A 20,459-nucleotide genomic window follows, 5' to 3' on the forward strand; every position below is an offset into this window, starting at 1 on the left:
AAGACTAATATTTTTGTATTTTATCAATCACAGCCCTGGTATAGAATCAAGTACTTTCTCCAGAGGTTCGAGAGCTTTTTTGTTATAAACTTCTGCAAAGTCATAAGCTTGTTTTGCCAGATTGCTAGACAATAGTGAATTAGTCAAAACTTCAATAAGATATTGAGAAAATTCATCTGCATCTTTGGCAACAAGAAAAGCTTTGTTGGCTCCTGCTTCTAATCCTTTAGCACCTTCTAGTGTAGTAACTAAAACTTTAGATTGCCCTAAAGCTTCAATACTTTTAATTTTTAAACCAGTTCCAAAACACATAGGATTAATAACTACATTGGCATTATCATATATCTCATTGGAATTATCTACATACCCCAGTTTTACACAACCCTCAATTTTATCTAATGCTTCACAAATTTTCCCCGCAATTAAAAGTTGAATGTCGGGTAGCTTGGCTCTAACTTTTGGAAGTACATCGTTAATAAAGTATTTAATACCATGAATATTAGTTTCATTTAGAGAAGCTATATATAGAATTTTGTTACCCGCCGGTAATAGCATCTGTTTTGGCCTACGCAATAAAACCGTATGACCTACTGTAATAACTTTATTACCTACTAGCTTTTGAAAATACTCCTCTTCTTCTTTTTGTATGGCAATAATCAAATCTGCTCGCCGGAGTCCTTTAGTTTCTTCCTTAATATTTGTAGAATACCAATAATATTCTTGACCATTATTTTTATATAAATCAGTTCTATTAGCAAATACATCATGGGTGTCAATTATTTTCAAGACATCCTTTCCAAAGATATTTAAAGCTTTCGAGAAAAATACATATTCGACAATTACAACATCAAAGTTAACTTTCCGATGTAATTCCACCAAAAAATGATTTATGGAATTTTCATACCAATCATCTACTGCACCTGGATATTTAGGATAATCGGTAAGATAACATCTTAACTTTCTGGTAATTTTTTGTGCCAAACTCCGTTTTCTATCCCCTATTTGTCTATAGGGCAAAGAGTAGAAATTTTCTTCCCAAGCTTGGCGCATGAGATAGTCATCTTTTGTCTCTTGTTGAATGTATAAAAAATGTACTTCATGACCAAGCTTTTGCAGATTTCTTAGGAGGTTATAAATTCTAGTCCGGTTGCCAGCATCTTGAGGATGTGATGGGACAGGAGATATGACTAGTACTTTCTTGCTCATTTTTACCTACATCATTTTAATTAGCAAGGGCAGCCAATAGCAGATCAAAATTACTAGTTACTTGTTATTTTATATTTGGTGGCTTTTCTTAAATAGATTTAGAAATTTCTTGGCGTTGTTCCCATGCAGAATCTTTTTAATTATTTTTTTCAAGTACCTATCGAAGGGTATATAAGAAACTTTGCTATAATGCACTTTACCTGAACTGGTGACATGTGCTCTGGCAAGCCTCCCTCCCCAAATAAATTTTTCATGAGAAGGGTTGCCTGGATCAGTGTTACGAGCATGTAACCCAATTTCACTATAAGTAGCAGAGCCACCTCGCACTGCACGTACTTTTTCAGCCCCTCGATCTTCAAGTCTCCAATTCTCTAACCATTCCCATACATTACCGCCTTGATCATAGGTTCCAAAGTAGGTGCAAGCCAAGCGGTAGGCTCCTACCTCTGTTAAAAAATCTGGCTTTCCAATTGCAAAAGTGTCTCTGAAGAAGTTAACTGAATATTCATCACCTGGTGGTTCAGAATTATTGGGCACGTTGTTAGTTCTGACAGGATAATCCCAGTATTTACGTTGAGAATTTATTGTCGGGTCATAGTGAGCTGCTTTGTACCATTCATTTTCATTGGGAATCCAATATAGTGCTTTCTTGTTTCTGCGGAATGGGAGCTTACGATAATCAATCATGACTGTATGATCTTTGGGAAAATTACGCGTATCATAAGCACCAAGATTATTAGTTCCTTCAGTTGTACCTAGCTCTGCTCTTCCTGTACATGGTTTTTTATAATGATACCAATTAGCCAACCGAGCCAAATCATACCAAGAAACATAGACTACAGGTCTTTTCCCCCACCCCTGCTTGGGATGATAAACGTAAATACCTTCTTTGCTGAATCTATCAATTCCGCCAAATAATCCCATCGACATACTAGGACTATACAGCGAATAAGGGTCATCATATTTGGCAACTGCGTTTAGAAACTCTGCGTATTCTTCATTGGTTATTTCAAATTTACCAATCTCATAGATATAAGGAACATGACCAAACCCATAAATTGGGTCTTCTCTATTTCCTACCTCGTCAATAACTACAAATTCCATATCATTTATTGTTATCCTCATTTCAAGAATTAGTAGGGAATAATTAATCAATTAAGTCTAATAATAAAAGAAAAACTAACATAATATAAGGCAATTTTAGCTCTTTTATTCAGCATTTTTTGCTACTCTAAAACCGAAAATATATAATTTATGGTCGCTATATTCAGAGTCAACATTAAGACGAGAAAGGGCATGGTCAAAAGTTGTTGCCCCCCCACCTCTTACCCAACGATGATGGTTACCACGTAGGGTTTCAACCCACTCCCATACATTACCACCTTGATCGTAAGTGCCGTAATAACTGGTTGCATATTTATAACTACCAACAGGCGTTAAATATAGTTCTGGTGCTGCCCATTTGAAGTCATAATAGTTAGCCGAAAACTGATCACCAGGTGGTGCAATTGCTTGAGGTTTAGTATCGCTTCTTGTAGGATAAAGCCAGTATCCACCACTTCCATTTTTCGATGGATCAAAGTATGCTGCCTTGTTCCACTCGTCTAAAGTAGGAATCCAATATTTTGCTTCAGGATTATGCGCTTTAACTTCTTGGATTTCACGCCCATCGGAAAATAGAGAAGTGTTGTATGCTCCTATTTCTGAATTACCTTCAGTCGTACCCAAGATTGATTCCCCTAACTTTGGCTTACCAAAGTGCAACCAATTACAAAACCTAGCAGCATCGAACCAGGAGACATAAACTACTGGCAAATCACAATAGCCTTCTAAAGGCTCGTAAAAATAGCAGCTATCTTTTTTGGTGCGTTTGATTCCACCAAAGAGTCCCCTTTCCATATTCACGTTATATAAGTTGTACGGATCGGAATAAGCCGCAACTGCGTTCAAAAAATCCGCATATTGAGTATTGGTAATTTGATATTTTCCAATTTGAAAAATATAATCTACTTTTCCTGAGTTTGTGATTGGATCGGCAGGATTTTCAGTATTATCTACAAGAACAAATTCTATGTCCATTATACTTTTGCTTAAGTTATTACTTAAGAATAGCCTTTCGTAATAAATCCTTTCAAAATTCCAGCTAATTTTGATGAAAACGATTCTAAATTATATTTGCTCTCACACAACTGACGTCCTTTTTTTCCCATTTCGATAGTCTCACGAGGGTGTTCCAGCAAATATGAAATTGCTTGTTGCCACCCTTTTACATCTTTGTAATCAACCCAAATTCCAATTCCTTCCTTTTCTATATCAATACTAATATGCTTACTTCTAGTCATTACCACTGCTTTTCCGAGAACCATAGCTTCCAGAAGGCTTGTTAGTCCAATTTGAGTTACTGTATTACTTTCTTCAAAAGGAATATCCAAAGGAATAGCAACTGCATATGCTTTTCCATACTCTGCTACAAGTTCACCATATTCAAGTGCATGTTTTCCAAGAAAACTTCCGCATTTAAATGTTATATTTGAAGGGATATCGGAAATTTTAGGAATATTATGTTCTGAAGAATAAATATGCAACCTATAATTAATATCAGTAAAACTTCTTACCAAAGTATCGTAATCTCGTAACGTATGCCCAGCACTTATAATCAACTCAGGCTTACTATTTGCAATGTTATATTTTTTTGCTTGATTGTCATAAAAAGATAAATCAAATCCCCACTCTAAAACTTCTAATTTATCTTGATTTATGCTAAAATTCATTTCAATATCGCTTTTAATTTTATTACTCAAGCACAACAATCTATCATGACCTTTCACAACTGTTTTATGGCGTAACCTGTTTGGTTGTAACGTATGGTGTAGTACACAGATAATTGGTTTTTTAAATATCCCCAGATAACGAAGATATGACAGTATAAATGTAGTGTCTGTATTTCCTGAATAAACTAGGTCATACTGAGACAAGTTGAAGAAAATTCTAAGTTCTTGATCTAGATAGCCTCCGAGTTTAAGTTTACGCCCTATTTGATTCAAAATTGCATATTTCTCATAAGGCAAGATATCAACATCAATCCCATATTGCGGTAAATGTGTAACTCCCCAAAGATGATTTCCAGGATGCTCTCCTTTTTTCCATTGCTCCCAAGTCCGATCCATTGCATAATTATTAGTAAATAAAACCCTCATTGAAACTTACCTCTTTTCAAGTTTCTGTTAATGCCTAAAACGTCCATCAGCCAAAATTTGCCTTGGCTAATTTTTGTATATTTGGTAACTTTGCTCGTATATGTTTACGAATATCGTCTCTTTTTTCAATTAGAGGCATAAAAAAGTTGACTAAATTACCGGGTTGAAGAGCTTGTTGTGGCTCAATTGTCATTCCATCCAGCTCGAAATGCTTATACAAACCTTCAAACTTGCCCTGATAAGTAATACAGGCTGCCGGAGTTTCCTGACCCAAGCAGGCGATCGCAAGATGCATTCTGCCACTCAGAACAATATCTAAATTTCTACATATAGCTTTTATCTCTCTAGCACTACATGGTGTTGGAACTTTGGTGCAATGAGTTCGTATTTCTGAAGGAAGAACCTCAAGAATTGCCTCAGCTAGAAATACATCACTGTTCTTTTCACCGATATTGCGAAAATCATGGGGAATCAATAAAAAACTAAGTTTTTCATTTTTAGAGTAAAGTCCTATTAAAGTATCAACAAAAGTTTTAATTAATTGATCGAGAGTTTTAACTTCAAGTTCATCTATAAGTTTGTAATTAGCATTTATTCCAACAACGATACGATTGTTAGCACGTTGTTGACAGACCCACTGAGAAATGCTCTCAACAATTTCCGTATCCATATCGGGGTTGAGAAGGAATGCTAGATCTGCTCCAAGTTCAACCGGACGCTTGAGATGATGAATTAGGCGCTGATATGAAATTAAATCACGCGAGCATAATCGAATATCTGAAGGCAATTCCTGCAAAGACTGAATTACATTAGGTATAGGTTTATCGTTAAAGCTGAAACTCACAACAGCAGCCTTAACTCCCATCGCATTCGCCATTGAAACAAATTTCAGTCTTTGAAGAGTATCTTTCTCAGAATAATACCCATCCATTACATCTGCTCCAATACAATAAAAACATTCGTAGGAGCTTACTGCGTGAGCGAAGTGGAACAAGGCTTCTGGGGAACTCAAATATTCATGCAGGTAATGGTAGTTTAGGCTTGTAGTTTCGTCGTCAGTTAGACTAATATTTGCCCACTGTGAGTCTGATTCATACGTAACTATACCAATACGCTTTGCACCCTGCATCTTAAAATATTCTACGGTGGCAGTTAATAAAGCCTCATCCCCAAGGCTGCCCGGTGGTGCTGGAGGAAGTATAAGGACTGATGAAAATTTATCCCCACTAACTCTAGTCTGGCGAATTACCTTTTGCAGTGCAACGTAAGTTGAGAGATAGAGCGGGACAATTTGCACTTTAAATCGCTGCATCAACCGCTTTTTCCAATTCCAATAAAACTTTTTTAAACTGAACATTTGCAGCGTTCTCCTTTAAAATTAACAATTAAGCTCTGAGTTAAAAATAATGAAATATCGAGCTTTTTAGCTGACGTAGTTGTCATATTAAATAATTTATCGTGCGTGATTGATTATTCCGGTAAACCCAAGTGCATATCAGCAGTTTAGTTACTAACAACTTCCCATGTTCGGGGTTGATAAAATAAACAGTAAGACATTGGCTTATTTGCGACTACTGAAAATTTGAAAGACTCAACTATATCAAATATATAAAGTGAATCTTTTCTAATGTTAAGAGTCATCGTATATGAACCTGGCTTAATTCCAAGGTATGGCATACGAACTTGTATTTCGTGCTTTCCTGGCAATATCTTCAATAATTGTTTATCCTGAAAACTACTTATTCGTAACACATGATTACTTTCTCCACCAACTTCTTGAATAGTAAAATTAAGTCCTGCATTATCTATTTCTACGTAAGAGTTATATCCTACACAAAAAATGCATGGCTCTCCAGTTACAGGTGTTTCAATAATATTTCCATCTTCGTCTCTAAAAAATAGAGAAACTATATCTACTCCTGTACTCTCAATTACATTTTTTTCCGGAAATGTCATCATTCCGACGGCTTTCTTCATGTCACCGAAGAATAAATCTTCTTCATATTGACTTATGATTGAAAAGCTATCGCTAGACGCGATTAACTGACCGTTTGACAGGTAAATTGCAGTATCACAGACATTCAATATTGCAGAAGGTTGATGGCTAACCAATACAAACGACGTACCCTTACGACGTAACTCATGCAGCCTACGTTCACACTTTGCCCTAAATTTAACATCTCCCACAGCCAGCACTTCATCAATGAGAAGAATGTCTGGCTCTGTATGAATAGCACTGGCAAAACCTAACCTAGCTGCCATTCCCGAACTATAACTTTGCACTGGTGCATCAATTGCATCACCAATTTCAGCAAAATCTATAACTTCATCAAATCGCTCATCAATTTCCTTTTTTGACAACCCCAAAATTGACATATTGGCATAAATATTTTCCCGCCCTGTCAAAATAGGATTAAATCCTGCTCCGAGTGCAATCAATGGTGCTACTCGACCATTAACTTCAACACAACCAGCATCTGGTTTAATTAAACCTGCAATAATCCGCAACAGAGTAGATTTACCACTACCATTTTTTCCAACTAAGCCTAATGCTTCTCCTCGTCGCAATTCAAAACTTACATTATCCAGTGCCCAAAATTCTTTTTTTCGCAATTTATCGCTCTTTTCTCGTAGCCCTAATAACTCTGAGGTAATATCTTGAACACCATACATCAAAGACCGCTTTAAATCTCGACAAAACTTTTTAGACACTCCATTAGCTGAAAGGACAATATCACTTTCACTACTTTGCGGTGCGACTATTGCTTTCTCATTGATAATCGTCATAATTAGGAACTAATCCTCTCAACTACAAAGGGCATTGCTAGACGATAAATAATCCAAGTTAACAGCAAACCTAATATTGCAATAAGGCTTGCTATCCAAAATCCCTGCGGGTCTGAGATGACACCTGTTGTCGCTAATTCTCGTGTCGTCACTAACAATGGAGTAACAGGATTTAGCTTTACAATATTGCCAAATACGCCATTACTAGGAACTGGATAAACTACTGGTGTGAGAAATAACCAAAATCCCGTAATCAATGTTAATCCCTTGGTAACATCCTGGTATAAAGCTCCCATTGGGGCTAACAGCAAACCGATAAATGTCCCTAGCAATATTAAATGAATTAATGCTACTGGTGCTAAAATTAAGCTCAAAGTTACTGGTATTTTGAACCAGATAAATAAACCCACAATTAAGATGAGCTTGATGCCAAAGTTAAAAAATACTTCCCCTAATTTGGCAACAATTAATGCTTCGCGAGGGAAGTTAATTCTTGCCAACATTGATTTAGCTGCTGTTACTGCTTGAATCGGGCCATTTAATGCTTCGACAAAGGTTTGCCACAGTGACATGCTAAACATAACATAGGCTGCATAGGGTAACTCTGTATTACCAATGTTGACAATACCATTACTTTTAGCAAGGGTAAAACCAGCTGCTGTAATTACTGGAGGTATGAATGCCCAGAAAATTCCTAGCAATGATTGACGATATTGAGCGCTAATATCACGCACTAAAAGCCGCCAAGCTAATTCTCGCGATGCTAGTAAGTCCCGCCCCATGTCTTGAAATAGTTGCAGTGGATGTCTTATTGGACTTTCAGGTCGGTATACAACTCTGGTTTTTTTCAGCTTCATACATACAGATTCGTAATTTAATCGATAAATTAATGTCTATGTCATGCCAGAAAGTCGAATAACTCTTTGCATTTCTAGTACTGGCGCTCAGTCCGACCTGCCTCAATCATGAGTTGTTTGTCGTTCATCTAATTAGCAGGAAGTTGTATCGCTATATATAGGCAATGTGCAATTGGGCTATGCCTAGTGCCGGACGCGATCGCCTGAAACTTGCCTTGAAATTTGTCATATCTGCGTTCATTCAGAAACATAGTTGTTTTGTCAACTACCCAAATTATGATTTCTCAATTCCCGCTTCCTTGAAAGTTACTTCTGCAAGACGACTTGATGACAGTAGCTGTTTTGTAGCTAGCCACATAAAAGGTGGGATCGTTTTTATATAACGGCTCCAGAGGCGGCGTGGTTCTTGAATCCATCTATACAACCATTCAAAACCTAAATCTCGAACTATACGAGGCGCTCGCTTATGGATTCCTGCGTAAACCGGGAAAACTCCACCCATACCAATCATGACTGCCTGAATTTTACCCTTATGTTGAGCCATCCAATTTTCTTGTTTTGGACAACCTAGTGATAAAAATACTAGACCAGCACCACTTGAGTTAATCTTATTAATTAGATCTGCATCTTCATTTTCTGTGAGAGGACGAAAGGGTAAGGGTTCCATCGCCGCTATTTTCAGGCTAGGAAATTCCTGCTCTAGCCTTTTCCTCATTTTAGAAAGAATTTCCGTTTGCGAACCCACAAAGAAAACACTGAGATTTTGGACTTGAGCTGACTTACATAATGCTTGTAGGATATCCATCCCTGCCACACGATCTTGGTAGCGAACTCCCATTTGCCGCATCATCCAAACTAGAGGCATCCCATCAGGGGTTACTACATCTGCATGATGTAATACACTGGCAAACTCTGGATTCCAGTGAGCCTCCATGAGCATATGCACGTTGGCTACACATACTGTTCTACTTTCTCGAGCGATCGCCCACTTTAGTATTGTTTGTATCTGCTCTTCAAAGCGTAAGGCAGTAATGGGAAAATCAAGAACTTTTTGAGTAGGCAGGAAAGCTATCTCGCCCATAAATTACTCCTTGTGTCAAAGACAAAAATCCTGTATACCACCTGGAAAATTTGCGAAGTTTTGAAAAATTAGGTGGTACTATTGCTGACTTCTTTCTAGGCTTGTAGCATGGTCGGGTGCATACACATGGAGATCCAATAGCTTTATCAGCAAATTCGTGGCTACCCTAGTATTTTTAAATTTTGATGTTTCCGTATATTAGTTTACAAGTTGAATTAAGGCTTTTCCCATTTTTAATATGTAATTTTACGGTTACTTCATAATTAGTTTGTAATTACTTCATATAACCATTACAATTTCTATAAATAGAATTAACGTAATAATATTTTCTTTTGTCTAAAATAATCATTTAGCAAAAACTAAACCCAGACAGACAAGCTGTCAAATACTGACTATATGAGGATAAATAATAAAAAATGTAATGTAAAATACTATTTTTCCACTAGGTTAATAATAATTTTTTTTTATTACTTAAAATAATAGTTACAATTGTTACATTTATATTTTTTATCTATGCTATTAAGCAAAAAAACTTTTAATTTGGTTCTTTGCGAAAAACTAAAAAAATAAGGGGAAGAACATTTGTTCTTCCCCCTGCTTCTTATTATTGTTGTCTTTCTTGTTTGCTTCTTTGAGTTTCTGCCGCAGCATTTGCCTTTGTTTTTTTAGTTGCCGCTTTCTCGCTGAACCACCTTTACCTTTATCATTCCTGCCTTCTCGACGAGGAGACTCCCATCTTTTTAATCTCATAATTTTCGATCTTTGTTTAAAGTTAAAAAATTACTAACGAGGGCATCATGCATAAATTATATTTTGCTTTAAAAATATCTTATAAATACTTTTTTGTCAACTCCCCAAAGGAAGTTGCGTCGAGATAGATTTTCCGTATAAACACTTGAAATTTAAAACGCAGATTTTACCCGTATCACAAAAATAGTTACGGTTAACACTAACAACAGTTGCTAGATTTTTGTTGCCACTTTGAGAAATATTTATTTTTAAAATTTATAGTTTTGAAATTGGGGATCAAATACTATAAATTCATATATGCAAACAGTAGCATTTGAATCGTTAGACACAGCTACACGCTGGATAGTTCCAAATTCTTCAAAAAATATTTGGCAACTACTAAAATTTTGGGCGTTGCTTATTTGCGGGATGATTTAGCAACACCAGAAAACTTCTCCCCCTGCTACCCCAGCTTGCCCAATTCATCCCACTGTTCTGCAACGCCAAATTTTGTTTATTTTATATGGGTTAGCTCTGTAGTCTTCTCTTGTTTCCTGACTACCCATGTCAAAGAAGCTTATTGCCTGAAGTGTTTTGTAGCTAAATCTTTCAATATGGGCAGGAGGAGAATCGAACTCCTATGACCGCAAGGTCGCCACATTTTGAGTGTGGTGCGTCTACCAGTTTCGCCACCCGCCCTTGGATGCAACTCTACTATTATATACTATTTAGGAATTTTGCAACAAGGAATAATATGGATTCCAGAATTACTCCTAAAAACTACAAATTTAGTACAGAGAATTGTGGCATTCACCCGTTTTAATCTACACTTGGGAAGCTCTGATCTAGCTACCGGAGACACTTACTTGTTTAACTAAAGTAGAGTCAATATCCTGTAGCTTGGCACAGCCGCTGAGTGCCATAGCCACACTGAATTCATCTTCTAGCAACGAGATGATATGAGATACACCTGCGGTTCCGGCTAATGCTAGCCCCCACAAAACAGGCCGTCCAATGAGTACAGCTTTTGCACCCAATGCTATGGCTTTTAAAATATCTGTACCTCGGCGAATACCCCCATCCAATAACACTTCGGCTCTGCCATCTACAACTGCTACTATCTCAGCCAAGGCATCTAAAGATGCGATCGCACCATCTAGTTGTCTGCCGCCGTGATTAGAAACAATAATAGCTTTGGCTCCGCACTCTACAGCACGCACAGCATCATCCTTACGTAAAATACCTTTTATAACTAACGGAAGAGGACAGATTGATTGCAACCATGCTAAATCCTTCCAAGTTAACGCTGGGTTTAATTGTTGGGTAAAGTAGGTAAATAGCCCAGATTCTCCCTGTTCATAGGGAATATCTAGCCTTGATATAGTTGCAAGATTAGCTGCGTGTAATCCTGGCGGTAAGGAAAACTCATTACGCCGATCACGCTCCCGCCGTCCTAAAATAGGTGCATCTACCGTCAGACATAATGCTTTGTAACCTGCGGTTTTAGCTCTCTCCACCAAAGCGCGAGTCAGTCCCCGGTCTTTGTGAATATAAAGCTGGAACCATTGCAAGGCATTAGGAAAATTCTGTTGGACTGTTGCCACTTCTTCAATGCTTTTAGTCGCCAATGTACTCAAAACCATACCCACACCAGCTGATGCCGCAGCTATTGCTGTAGCCACTTCTCCATCTGGATGGGCAAGGCATTGAAAAGCCATTGGTGCAATTAGTAGGGGTAGCTGTAAAGGTTCTCCTAAAATTGAAGTATTAAGGTTGCGATCGCTCACATCAACTAGCATTCGCGGTAGCAGCTTAACTCGCTCAAACGCAGCACGATTATCTCGCAATGTGACTTCATCCCAAGCCCCACTATTGTAATAATCAAGCGCCATTTGAGACAAATGTTGTGACGCTAGATTTTCATACTCAAATAAGTTAATGGGTAGGAAGTGATTATCCTGTGATACACCTGTCATGATGGCGCTTGAGTGGTAACCACTTCTTGTTATCTCACGTAAAGCTGCTAAAAAAACTTTTGCATCTTGATGTGTTTGTCTGGCGTTGCATAAATGAGGGATAAAATTTTAGCATTAAAATCTCTAAACCCTCATTCTCTCTGTGTCTCTGTGCCTCTGCGTGAGAAAAATCATCCCATCAATCAGCAATGCCCTTTGTCTTACGCAGTAACAAAGAAAAACGAACCGCAAAGGAGAGGCAGCGCGGTCTTGGGGGTTTCCCCCATGAGCGACTGCCGCCACAAAGGTCACAAAGTAAGAGGGTTTGAGAGAGATTTGGCGTAAGTCCTGTTAATGAGGATACATCTACCAGTTGCGCCAACCGCCCTTGGAAGCAACCTCATTGTTAGACTTTAAGTCGTGATTGTGTAATAAAGATTGATATTCTGTGCTGCTTGCCCAACGGTCAATTTCTCGTGCCCGTAGTACTGGTACTGGATGAGTTAATTGAGCTGTACGGGCGGCTTTAACCATTTCACCCAGTTCAGTCTTGCTAATATCATCGTAGGCACGAGCCTGGGCAACAAAGGCATCAAGATTAAGTTGCGGTGCTAGGCTTGGGGAACCACCCGCCAGTTTCATCAACACCGACATAACAACTTTAGGATTTTGGGTGGCTAACAATGCGGCGCGATCGCAGGTAAACTCAGCACAGCGTACCCATTCCAAAAGCTGTGACTGTATTGCTTGAGCAATCACAGCCCCGACGTTGGGCAAGATACCTGCTGCCAATACTAATAAATTCACAGGAGTCAAGTAAACGCTGTGGTCACACTTGAGATGACCCAATTCATGAGCAATCACAGCCTGAATTTCTTCTGGTGTAAGGATATCAATTAGGGAGGTGTGCAGCACCACAAAAGGCTGTTTACCTCGCATCGCAAAAGTGTAGGCGTTGGGAGCAGGATGTTGCCTGATGTACAACTGCGGAGGCTCTAAATCCAAAATCTTGCAAGCTTCTAACAACAGCTTGTGTAAATCGGGTAGTTGTTTTTCACCTACCAAAACGCTAGACGCAATATTTTCTACATAGAAAACCTGTTCTGCCATTGGCCCAAGCCAATTCCGCACCATCATATCTAAACCAGGTATCTGCTTGAGAGCTTTGGTAGCTTCCAAATCTAACGGATGACGAAAGGAGTCAGCTTTTAAACCAATCAGCGGAGTTTTTAGGAAAGACATGGTGCAGGAAGCTCAAAAACAACGGTACTGGGGAGTGTGGCTGGTCAGCTAAACAGCCTCCCACAGTTAGTATAACGATTAAGTAGGGTGGGCAATGCCCACCTAACTACTAGGTCGTCATTGACGCTGGGGAATTGTTAGTGCTGGTTGCCAATTCTACATTTGTTGAGGCTTCGCTCACGCGCAAGATTCTCGCTCCCAATTGCTGCAACTTCAAATCGAATCGATCATAGCCGCGATCAAGATGGTGCAATCCCTGAAATGTAGTTTTCCCTTCTGCTGCCAGTCCTGCTAAGACTAGGGCTGCTGATGCTCGCAAGTCTGTGCCTATTACTGGTGCGCCTGATAACATCGGTACTCCTCGAACAAAGGCAGCATTGCCCTTGACGCGAATATCTGCCCCTAAGCGATTTAACTCTGAGGCATGACGTAACCGATTCTCAAACACAGATTCGTTAATTAAGCTGTCGCCTTCTGCCAGAGTTAGCAAAGCCATAAATGGTGCTTGCATATCTGTGGGAAAGCCTGGATGGGGTAATGTTTCAATATCTGTTGCCTTGAGAGATTCCGCAGGCAGGATACGTAAGCAATCAGACCCTTCCTCAATTATCCGCACGCCAATATCTCGCAACTTGGCAATCACCGGAAATAAATGATCTGCACACACTGAAGACAAAGTAATCTCTGAGCGAGTGATAGCCCCTGCGACCAAAAAAGTTCCTGCTTCGATGCGATCGGGAATAATGTTGTATTCAGTAGAATGCAACTTGGGTACACCAACGATTGTAATCGTACTAGTGCCAGCACCCTGAATCTTAGCCCCCATCGCATTACAGAAATTCGCCAGATCGACTACTTCTGGTTCTCGTGCAGCGTTTTCGATGATCGTTTCGCCATCTGCTAGAGTAGCGGCCATCATCAAAGTTTCTGTCGCTCCCACGCTGGGGCTATCCAGATAAATCTTCGCTCCCTTTAACCTGCCACTGCTGCCAGGAACATAGGCATTACAAATACCATGCTCAATCTGGACTTCGGCTCCCATGGCTTGCAGTCCCCGGACATGCAAATCAACTGGTCTTGCCCCAATTGCACAACCGCCTGGTAACGGCATTTGGGCTACTCCCAGCCGTGCCAAAATCGGGCCAATGGCAAAAAAACTTGCCCGCAATTGGGTAACGAGTTCGTAGGGAGCCTTGGATGTGGTAATTTCACTGGCATTGATATCTAAAGTGTCACCGTTTCGTGTTAAACGAATACCCAAAGCTGATAAAACCTGACCCATCCGCTCTACGTCCGCTAATAAGGGAACATTACGGATGTGACAATCTCCTGAACATAGCAAAGTTCCAGCCATGATCACCAGTGCTGAGTTTTTGGCCCCGCTCACTTTTACATGGCCTTGCAAAGGATGCCCTCCCCAAATCTGCAAGACTGAGGAGTCTGCTTCAAGAGAAGATTTAGCATCTGGTAAGCTGCTAGAAGGATTAATAAGCCTACCTCCAAAATAAATACGTAAATTTAAAGGTTTGAAGTTGGTTTTGATTCTACAGTAAAGAATAGATTTGTCTACATTTTGCCTCTACATCTTGTATCAATAAATTGTTTTTTGGGGAATTATAATCGCTCAAAGCAAGTTGCAGCAAGCTTTGTAAGAATTTAAAATTTTAGTGGCAATCAACACCAAAACTTTAACCTGAGCAAAAGTCTATACTCAGTAAGGGCAAGGCACAGCCGCACTTGACAAAAATCAATAATATTAGTAATAATTAGAAATTGTCGATAAGAAGATATGCCAGCGGAACTGGCGGAATTGGCAGACGCGCTAGATTCAGGTTCTAGTGCCGCAAGGCTTCCGGGTTCAAGTCCCGGGTTCCGCATTTGAGTATAAAGTGCTGAGTCTTAAGTCCTGAGTAGGATGAAGACTCAGCACTTAGTACTTTTAACTCGATACTTTCATGTTAACAAGTTTACAAAATCCTTTAGTCAAGCAAATCCGCAAACTGCACTCTACTAAAGAACGGCATAAGCAGGAGCTATTTTTATTAGAAGGGACGCATCTTTTGGAGGAAGCCTGCGCGGTAAATTATCCGTTAGTCACAGTATGCTGCACCCCAGCATGGCAAACAGCCCATGCTGCACTCTGGGAGGAAGCTTGTAGTCGATGCGATCGCGCCGAAATTGTCAGTGAGGAAGTTTTAGAGGCGATCGCCACTACTGTACAACCAGATGGCGTTGTCGCAACTGCAAAACGAAGCGATCGCCTGACTCAAGTGCCTTTGACTGGTTTAGTCCTAGCCTTGGAAACTGTGCAAGATCCCGGCAATTTAGGTACGATCATTCGCACTGCGGCGGCGGCTGGAGCATCAGGTTTGTGGCTGAGTGAAGATAGCGTAGATTTAGATAACCCAAAAGTTCTTCGCGCCTCTGCTGGGCAGTGGTTTCGCCTAGCAATGGCGGTGAGTGATAATTTTAAAGCTACAGTTCAAGCCAGCCAGCAAGCAGGAATGCAGATAGTAGCAACTTTACCCAGCGCCACTTTAACTTACTGGGAAGTTGACTGGCGCAAGCCCAGTTTAATTTTATTGGGTAACGAAGGTGCTGGGTTGTCGGCAGAGGTAGCGGCGATCGCAGACAAGCAAGTAAAGATTCCTCTCAGTCCAGGGGTAGAATCCTTGAACGTGGCGATCACAGCGGCTTTAATGTTATACGAAGCGCAGCGGCAAAAGATTTATCAATAACGATGAATTTTAACTTTTATTTTTATTGATTGCTATCTGCCAGATATTGCTCAATATCAGCAAGTGCATCCTCAAAAGCTTCTATATCAATAGAAGCTAAATCTTTATCTTCTTGATCTAGTACATCTGGTTGGGGATCATTGACAATGCTAAGGTTTAATTCTGGCATGGCTTCATCCTCAGTAGGATTTTCTTGTAAAATATCCTCCAATTCATCGAGGGATGCTTCAAAATCTTTAGCAGCCATGTGGCGATGTTGTTCTTGACGCTTCTCCATAATCTTGACCTGGGAATTTTGATTTACTAGCGTAATTTTGAGTGCAATTGCTACAGCTTTATTTTGTGCATATTTCACATAATAATCTCGACTATCGGGGCTAAAGTGGGTAATTCTGTATCAAATTTACATATTTAACGTAAAAAAGTCTAATATCATGTCCGTTTGAGTGCTGAGTAGAATACTAGTCCCCAATGCCCAATGCCCAATGCCGAATACCCTTAATTACTTCACACCAGAATGTAGCGTTTGCGAAAATCTGTCCAATATGAGGCTGGGTATTGGTCGTGGACGCATTGTCTTAGCTTCTACCCAAACCCACAACACCTCAGCCGTCACTAGCAAGTCCTCCTGATTTTGTTTGCGGATTTCGTAGCGTCGGAAGCTGCGAGTACCACGAATTTCTCTTACCCAAGTAGTGACTTCCAAAGTCTCGCCTGCTACGGCTGGGCGTAGATAGTCAATCTCTACCCGTCGCATGACAAATACGCCGCCAAATTCTTTGTAGACATCCAATGTTAAACCCAAGTGTTCTGAGTGTTCAATAGCTGCTTGTTCTAAATAGTTTTGGTAGACGGCGTTGTTGACATGACCAAGAGCATCCATTTCATAGTGTCGAACACGCAGTAGAGTTTTGAATACTGACATGGGTTAATTGATAGTTTGGCGCTTTTGTAGTTAGTACACTTTTTCTATATTAGATGTATTCAAGTTTCTACTAGAGCAACCCAAACGTTAATCGTTGGGTTTCGTTACTCAACCCAATCGACAATTATCCTTAACTGAACTCAATACGGTTCAGATAATAGTTGATCCTCCCTAACCCTCCCTTTTAAGGAGGGAATTAAGCCCCCCTTAGAAAAAGGGGGGTTGGGGGGATCTTCTGGAATCGAATACTAATAACTGAACCGTATTGTAACTGAACTGTATTATGTTAAAAAGCTTTATTACTGATGATTGCTAGGCGCACACCACTGAGCTATTGGTTCAATTCTTGCCTGTTGCATCAATTCTCCAATTTGCACTGGCTGACAGCCATAGGTAGAGGCTAACAATTGCTCGGCTTGATTTTTGGCTTCATCAATAGATATACCAAAAGTCATGATTTCTTCTTCTTGGTTACCTGTAATGCTATCAACTAGAATAATGCAGATATATTGTGGTTGATTTGATCTGATTTCCTGTACCATTGTTTACCTGCCATTTTTACTAATGGTAATTCTTGTTCTCAATCCATTTATAGGACTCATATTTGATTTTTGAACAAAATTCACTACACCTTTATTCCTTCTTCCCAGTCCCCAGTCCCCAATCCCCAGTCCCTTACCTCTACGAGTGATTCAGAAATCAAATCGGATTGCTATATAACCGCAAATAAAGCTGGATACTAGGGTATCTGTTTGAATAGAGCATGATTTTAAACGTCTAACGATAAATTTTTGATATCCGAGAAAGCCGACGTTAAGAATTTTCTCAAACTAGAAAAAATTAGCCGTGGCAATAGTTTCTCATGAGAAAATAAGTTTACATAACAAATATCTGTTTGTAACTTTTTGTTTTGTTTGTCAAAAAAAGTATGCACTAAGGTAGATGTACTTTCTAACTGCATGATTGCATTAAATCTCCGTTAGTTAGTGTCTACAAGTGCAGGGATGATTCAGAAGCTTTAATACAGGTTTACTAAAAATTGGAGGTTATAAAATGGCATTTCGTAATAATGTAGTTACCAATATGTGGCAGAAAGTACAACAAGATTCAGTTAGTTGGGGATCGTTAGCACTTTGGGTAGGTAGTTTAATTGGGCTGTTAATAATGCTGTCAATGTTTGCTAACGCTTAATTGCAGCAAAAACCTTCAAATTGGAAGCGGCTGGCTTACAAATGTAGTCAGCCTGATTTTCTATGTTATACCAATTCAAATAATGTTTGCGACAAATAAATTATTCGTAAGGCCACAACATTGTTGTGCCCTACCCATCTGTCGCATTCTTTTTTCAATTAGTATTATGGCTAAAATTTTCAATTAATGGGTATTCTTTCTACAATAGGATGGACTGCTATATCTAAAAAATTAGACCTCCAACAAATCCATCCTAATATTTTATGAACAGTAAAATTTTGGTATCAGTCGTAGTGCTAGCTAGTATTAGTTTAATTACTCCTGTTAAAGCTCAAGAGTCAACTACTCAAGAGTCGACTAATAATGAACCAGCTAAATCCAATTTAGTACCCAATGCTTGTGTTCAAAACAAAGCAGAGACTTTACCGAATCCTTTTAGCGATGTGCCTTCAGATCATTGGGCGTTCAAAGCAGTGATGACTATGCACTACTGCGGGGCTTTTCGCCAGGCTACGCCACCCGCTTTATTTGAGCAATTGAAACCAACTGAAACCCCGCGGCAACCACAGACAGAACAGCAGTTGCAAAACTGAAAATTAATAGTTAGTAATCAGCTACTTATTTTGAGCAAATATAGAACTCATATCTGATTTTTGAAATACACGTAGGCATTGCCCACAATATCCCAATACGGTTTGGTTAAGCTCTAAGCAGCTACTATGTGTCTGTGCATCACTTGTAGAGATTGCCTCTGTTGGATAGCTGTTTCTAACGCTTTGAGTACCGTACCTGATTCAACTATAGGCGAGACCAGTGAGAATTCTTTAAGTTGCATTTAATCTCAGTACGGTTAGGTGATAACCCTCAGTCTATCTGGTTTTTGGCTTCACCGAACCGTATTGGTTCTGGTTGCATGAGAGCATCCCAAATGTGTAAATTTATTTTTTTGTAGTGCGGGCTTCTAGCCCGCTGACTTGACATTAGGGAGCAAGATGCTCCCACTACAAATTTATTAAGGGCAAAATTGGGATGCTCCCGGCTGCATCACTGATTAGGTGTTTAGCTACGTAATTTTCTATTCTTAACTGGGCTATTTCTGCTTTTTTTAGCCTAGTTTACTAGAGGGAGCCTGTAGTTTTTTTATTTCTATTCGTCACATTTAAACAAAAATCTTAAAGTTCTTTTGGACTCGTTTTTTTTACAATTAAGCAGTAGGTTACTAACACTACACCACACGTCTATAAGAGTTTAGACTTTTGGTTTCAGTCTATAACTTGACTTTGGTGAATAAAAATGGTTTTACCCGTAAATGATACGTTTGCTAATAGTATTCTCTTAAACGGAACAGAACTCACTGTTTTCGGTACTAATACAGGCGCGACAGGTGAACCTGGTGAACCTGACCATGCTGGAAGAAGTGTTTTTGGCGATCCTGCTAATGCGGAATCAATATGGTGGGCTTGGACTGCGCCAGCAAATGGCGTAGTCGTTCTGGACACTTTCGGAAGTAATTACGATACCACTTTAGCCGTATATACTGGCAACGCTGTCAATAACCTTACAGAAATTGCGAGTAATGATGATTACTCTGGTTTGCAGAGTCAAGTAGCTTTTAACGCTACAGCTGGTCAAACCTATCGCATAGCAGTCGATGGGTTTAGTGGTAGTGACGGTGACATTACGCTCAATTTAAGAACAATCGCTCTTCCCGAACAATTAGGTGGTAAAAACTTAATTCCTCCCAATCTTCCTGCTCCCGCTAAGGCTGCGGCAAATTCACACGTTTTTTTCCCAGACACGGCTCGAGCCGCCTACGATCCGGATAGTGTACCTAAAGGAGCAACGAATTTACGGTCTAATGTCTTTTCAAAAAACGCAAATGCGAATGTTTTTAACTCTACACAAGTCCCTTGGACTAGTGTGCAAGGGAATATCGGTGATAATTCGGTAGATCCCTTAACGGGGCCAAGACCACTCTTCCCCGGAAATGACGTTGATTTTTACCAAGTTTCTGCCACAGCAGGACAAACACTTACAATCGACATTGATAATGGAATAGGCGGTAACGGCTCGGTTGACACCATGTTATGGCTGTTTAATTCAAAAAACCAGCTTATCGCATCCAACGATGACTTCTTCGCTGAAGATCCTGGTAGCATATCCACTTTGGATTCCTATTTGCAATATGGGGTTGAGAGCAGTGGACAGTACTATATTGCAGTAACTTCTTTTGGCAATTTTTGGGATGGTAATTCCTGGACTTATTTTGGTGGTGGTACGGGTGATTACACCCTTAATGTCAGCAGAGGTTAATTTTTCTAAAAAGAGTAACCCTGAAAAATCAAGGTCACTCTTTTTAGAATGTCAAATTATTGACAATTTCCCACTAGCTATACTTTTACAGAAATTGACCCAGAAATTAAACTCCTGGGCCAATACGGTTCGGATAAGCTGGGGAGGAAAAAGAGTTACTTTTCAATGGCTCTTCTCTCCCCCTGCTTGCCCCTACAGATAAATTTCTTAACCGAACGATATTGCACCATATCCGGAT

20 protein-coding genes and 2 tRNA genes are annotated in these 20,459 nt (G+C 39.6%); 5 read left to right on the top strand and 17 right to left on the bottom strand.

What is annotated here, in order from left to right; all coding sequences use genetic code 11:
• Nucleotides 1–27 precede the first annotated feature (27 nt).
• From AC5JL8_RS09510 to murA, 13 genes are all read right to left on the bottom strand, one after another.
• Complete coding sequence (locus AC5JL8_RS09510; protein ID WP_495879527.1) at nt 28–1,206, bottom strand: glycosyltransferase family 4 protein; 1,179 nt, start codon at nt 1,204–1,206, stop codon at nt 28–30.
• Nucleotides 1,207–1,275: 69 nt separating this feature from the next.
• Complete coding sequence (locus AC5JL8_RS09515) at nt 1,276–2,310, bottom strand: formylglycine-generating enzyme family protein (protein WP_495879528.1); 1,035 nt, start codon at nt 2,308–2,310, stop codon at nt 1,276–1,278.
• A 105-nt stretch (nt 2,311–2,415) separates the two neighbouring features.
• Nucleotides 2,416–3,285, bottom strand: a complete 870-nt coding sequence (locus tag AC5JL8_RS09520; protein ID WP_495879529.1) for a formylglycine-generating enzyme family protein — start codon at nt 3,283–3,285, stop codon at nt 2,416–2,418.
• Between the two features lie 23 nt (nt 3,286–3,308).
• Nucleotides 3,309–4,403 carry a glycosyltransferase family 4 protein gene (locus tag AC5JL8_RS09525; RefSeq protein ID WP_495879530.1) on the bottom strand — a complete coding sequence of 365 codons (1,095 nt, stop codon included), beginning with the start codon at nt 4,401–4,403 and terminating at the stop codon, nt 3,309–3,311.
• Between the two features lie 46 nt (nt 4,404–4,449).
• Nucleotides 4,450–5,760 (bottom strand): polysaccharide pyruvyl transferase family protein, encoded by a 1,311-nt coding sequence (locus tag AC5JL8_RS09530; RefSeq protein ID WP_495879531.1) that lies wholly within the window; start codon nt 5,758–5,760, stop codon nt 4,450–4,452.
• A 146-nt stretch (nt 5,761–5,906) separates the two neighbouring features.
• Nucleotides 5,907–7,190, bottom strand: coding sequence for an ABC transporter ATP-binding protein (locus tag AC5JL8_RS09535; RefSeq protein ID WP_495879532.1), 1,284 nt, complete (start codon nt 7,188–7,190; stop codon nt 5,907–5,909).
• A 2-nt stretch (nt 7,191–7,192) separates the two neighbouring features.
• The gene (locus tag AC5JL8_RS09540; protein WP_495879533.1) at nt 7,193–8,047 is read right to left on the bottom strand and encodes an ABC transporter permease; all 855 of its coding nucleotides are present in this window, start codon (nt 8,045–8,047) and stop codon (nt 7,193–7,195) included.
• Nucleotides 8,048–8,321: 274 nt separating this feature from the next.
• Entirely contained in the window at nt 8,322–9,128 is an 807-nt protein-coding gene (locus AC5JL8_RS09545) for a WecB/TagA/CpsF family glycosyltransferase (RefSeq protein WP_495879534.1), read from the bottom strand.
• A gap of 558 nt (nt 9,129–9,686) precedes the next feature.
• A complete protein-coding gene (locus tag AC5JL8_RS09550; RefSeq protein WP_495879535.1) occupies nt 9,687–9,878 on the bottom strand; it encodes a hypothetical protein in 192 nt (63 codons plus the stop codon).
• Nucleotides 9,879–10,472: 594 nt separating this feature from the next.
• Nucleotides 10,473–10,556 (bottom strand) — tRNA-Leu (locus AC5JL8_RS09555).
• A 146-nt stretch (nt 10,557–10,702) separates the two neighbouring features.
• Entirely contained in the window at nt 10,703–11,833 is a 1,131-nt protein-coding gene (locus tag AC5JL8_RS09560) for an alpha-hydroxy acid oxidase (protein ID WP_495879536.1), read from the bottom strand.
• Nucleotides 11,834–12,178: 345 nt separating this feature from the next.
• A complete protein-coding gene (locus tag AC5JL8_RS09565) occupies nt 12,179–13,054 on the bottom strand; it encodes a M48 family metallopeptidase (protein ID WP_495879537.1) in 876 nt (291 codons plus the stop codon).
• A gap of 109 nt (nt 13,055–13,163) precedes the next feature.
• Entirely contained in the window at nt 13,164–14,543 is a 1,380-nt protein-coding gene (gene murA / locus AC5JL8_RS09570) for a UDP-N-acetylglucosamine 1-carboxyvinyltransferase (protein WP_495879573.1), read from the bottom strand.
• 306 nt (nt 14,544–14,849) lie between these two features.
• Between murA and AC5JL8_RS09575 the strand changes: the two genes are divergently transcribed.
• Nucleotides 14,850–14,931 (top strand) — tRNA-Leu (locus AC5JL8_RS09575).
• A gap of 78 nt (nt 14,932–15,009) precedes the next feature.
• Nucleotides 15,010–15,792: a TrmH family RNA methyltransferase gene (locus tag AC5JL8_RS09580; protein WP_495879538.1), complete on the top strand. Its 783-nt coding sequence runs from the start codon at nt 15,010–15,012 to the stop codon at nt 15,790–15,792.
• 22 nt (nt 15,793–15,814) lie between these two features.
• On the opposite strand, the gene AC5JL8_RS09585 is transcribed toward AC5JL8_RS09580, so the two are convergent.
• The 3 genes from AC5JL8_RS09585 to AC5JL8_RS09595 form a co-directional block, all read right to left on the bottom strand.
• Nucleotides 15,815–16,147: a hypothetical protein gene (locus AC5JL8_RS09585; protein ID WP_495879539.1), complete on the bottom strand. Its 333-nt coding sequence runs from the start codon at nt 16,145–16,147 to the stop codon at nt 15,815–15,817.
• A 147-nt stretch (nt 16,148–16,294) separates the two neighbouring features.
• Nucleotides 16,295–16,717 (bottom strand): acyl-CoA thioesterase, encoded by a 423-nt coding sequence (locus AC5JL8_RS09590; protein WP_495879540.1) that lies wholly within the window; start codon nt 16,715–16,717, stop codon nt 16,295–16,297.
• A gap of 299 nt (nt 16,718–17,016) precedes the next feature.
• A complete protein-coding gene (locus tag AC5JL8_RS09595; RefSeq protein ID WP_495879541.1) occupies nt 17,017–17,259 on the bottom strand; it encodes a hypothetical protein in 243 nt (80 codons plus the stop codon).
• 511 nt (nt 17,260–17,770) lie between these two features.
• Between AC5JL8_RS09595 and AC5JL8_RS09600 the strand changes: the two genes are divergently transcribed.
• Complete coding sequence (locus tag AC5JL8_RS09600) at nt 17,771–17,908, top strand: hypothetical protein (RefSeq protein ID WP_495879542.1); 138 nt, start codon at nt 17,771–17,773, stop codon at nt 17,906–17,908.
• Between the two features lie 263 nt (nt 17,909–18,171).
• Entirely contained in the window at nt 18,172–18,501 is a 330-nt protein-coding gene (locus AC5JL8_RS09605) for an S-layer protein (RefSeq protein WP_495879543.1), read from the top strand.
• A gap of 113 nt (nt 18,502–18,614) precedes the next feature.
• On the opposite strand, the gene AC5JL8_RS09610 is transcribed toward AC5JL8_RS09605, so the two are convergent.
• Nucleotides 18,615–18,743 carry a hypothetical protein gene (locus AC5JL8_RS09610; RefSeq protein WP_495879544.1) on the bottom strand — a complete coding sequence of 43 codons (129 nt, stop codon included), beginning with the start codon at nt 18,741–18,743 and terminating at the stop codon, nt 18,615–18,617.
• 458 nt (nt 18,744–19,201) lie between these two features.
• Between AC5JL8_RS09610 and AC5JL8_RS09615 the strand changes: the two genes are divergently transcribed.
• A complete protein-coding gene (locus AC5JL8_RS09615; protein WP_495879545.1) occupies nt 19,202–20,221 on the top strand; it encodes a DVUA0089 family protein in 1,020 nt (339 codons plus the stop codon).
• Nucleotides 20,222–20,459: the final 238 nt, after the last annotated feature.

The organism is Mojavia sp. (assembly GCF_059505145.1).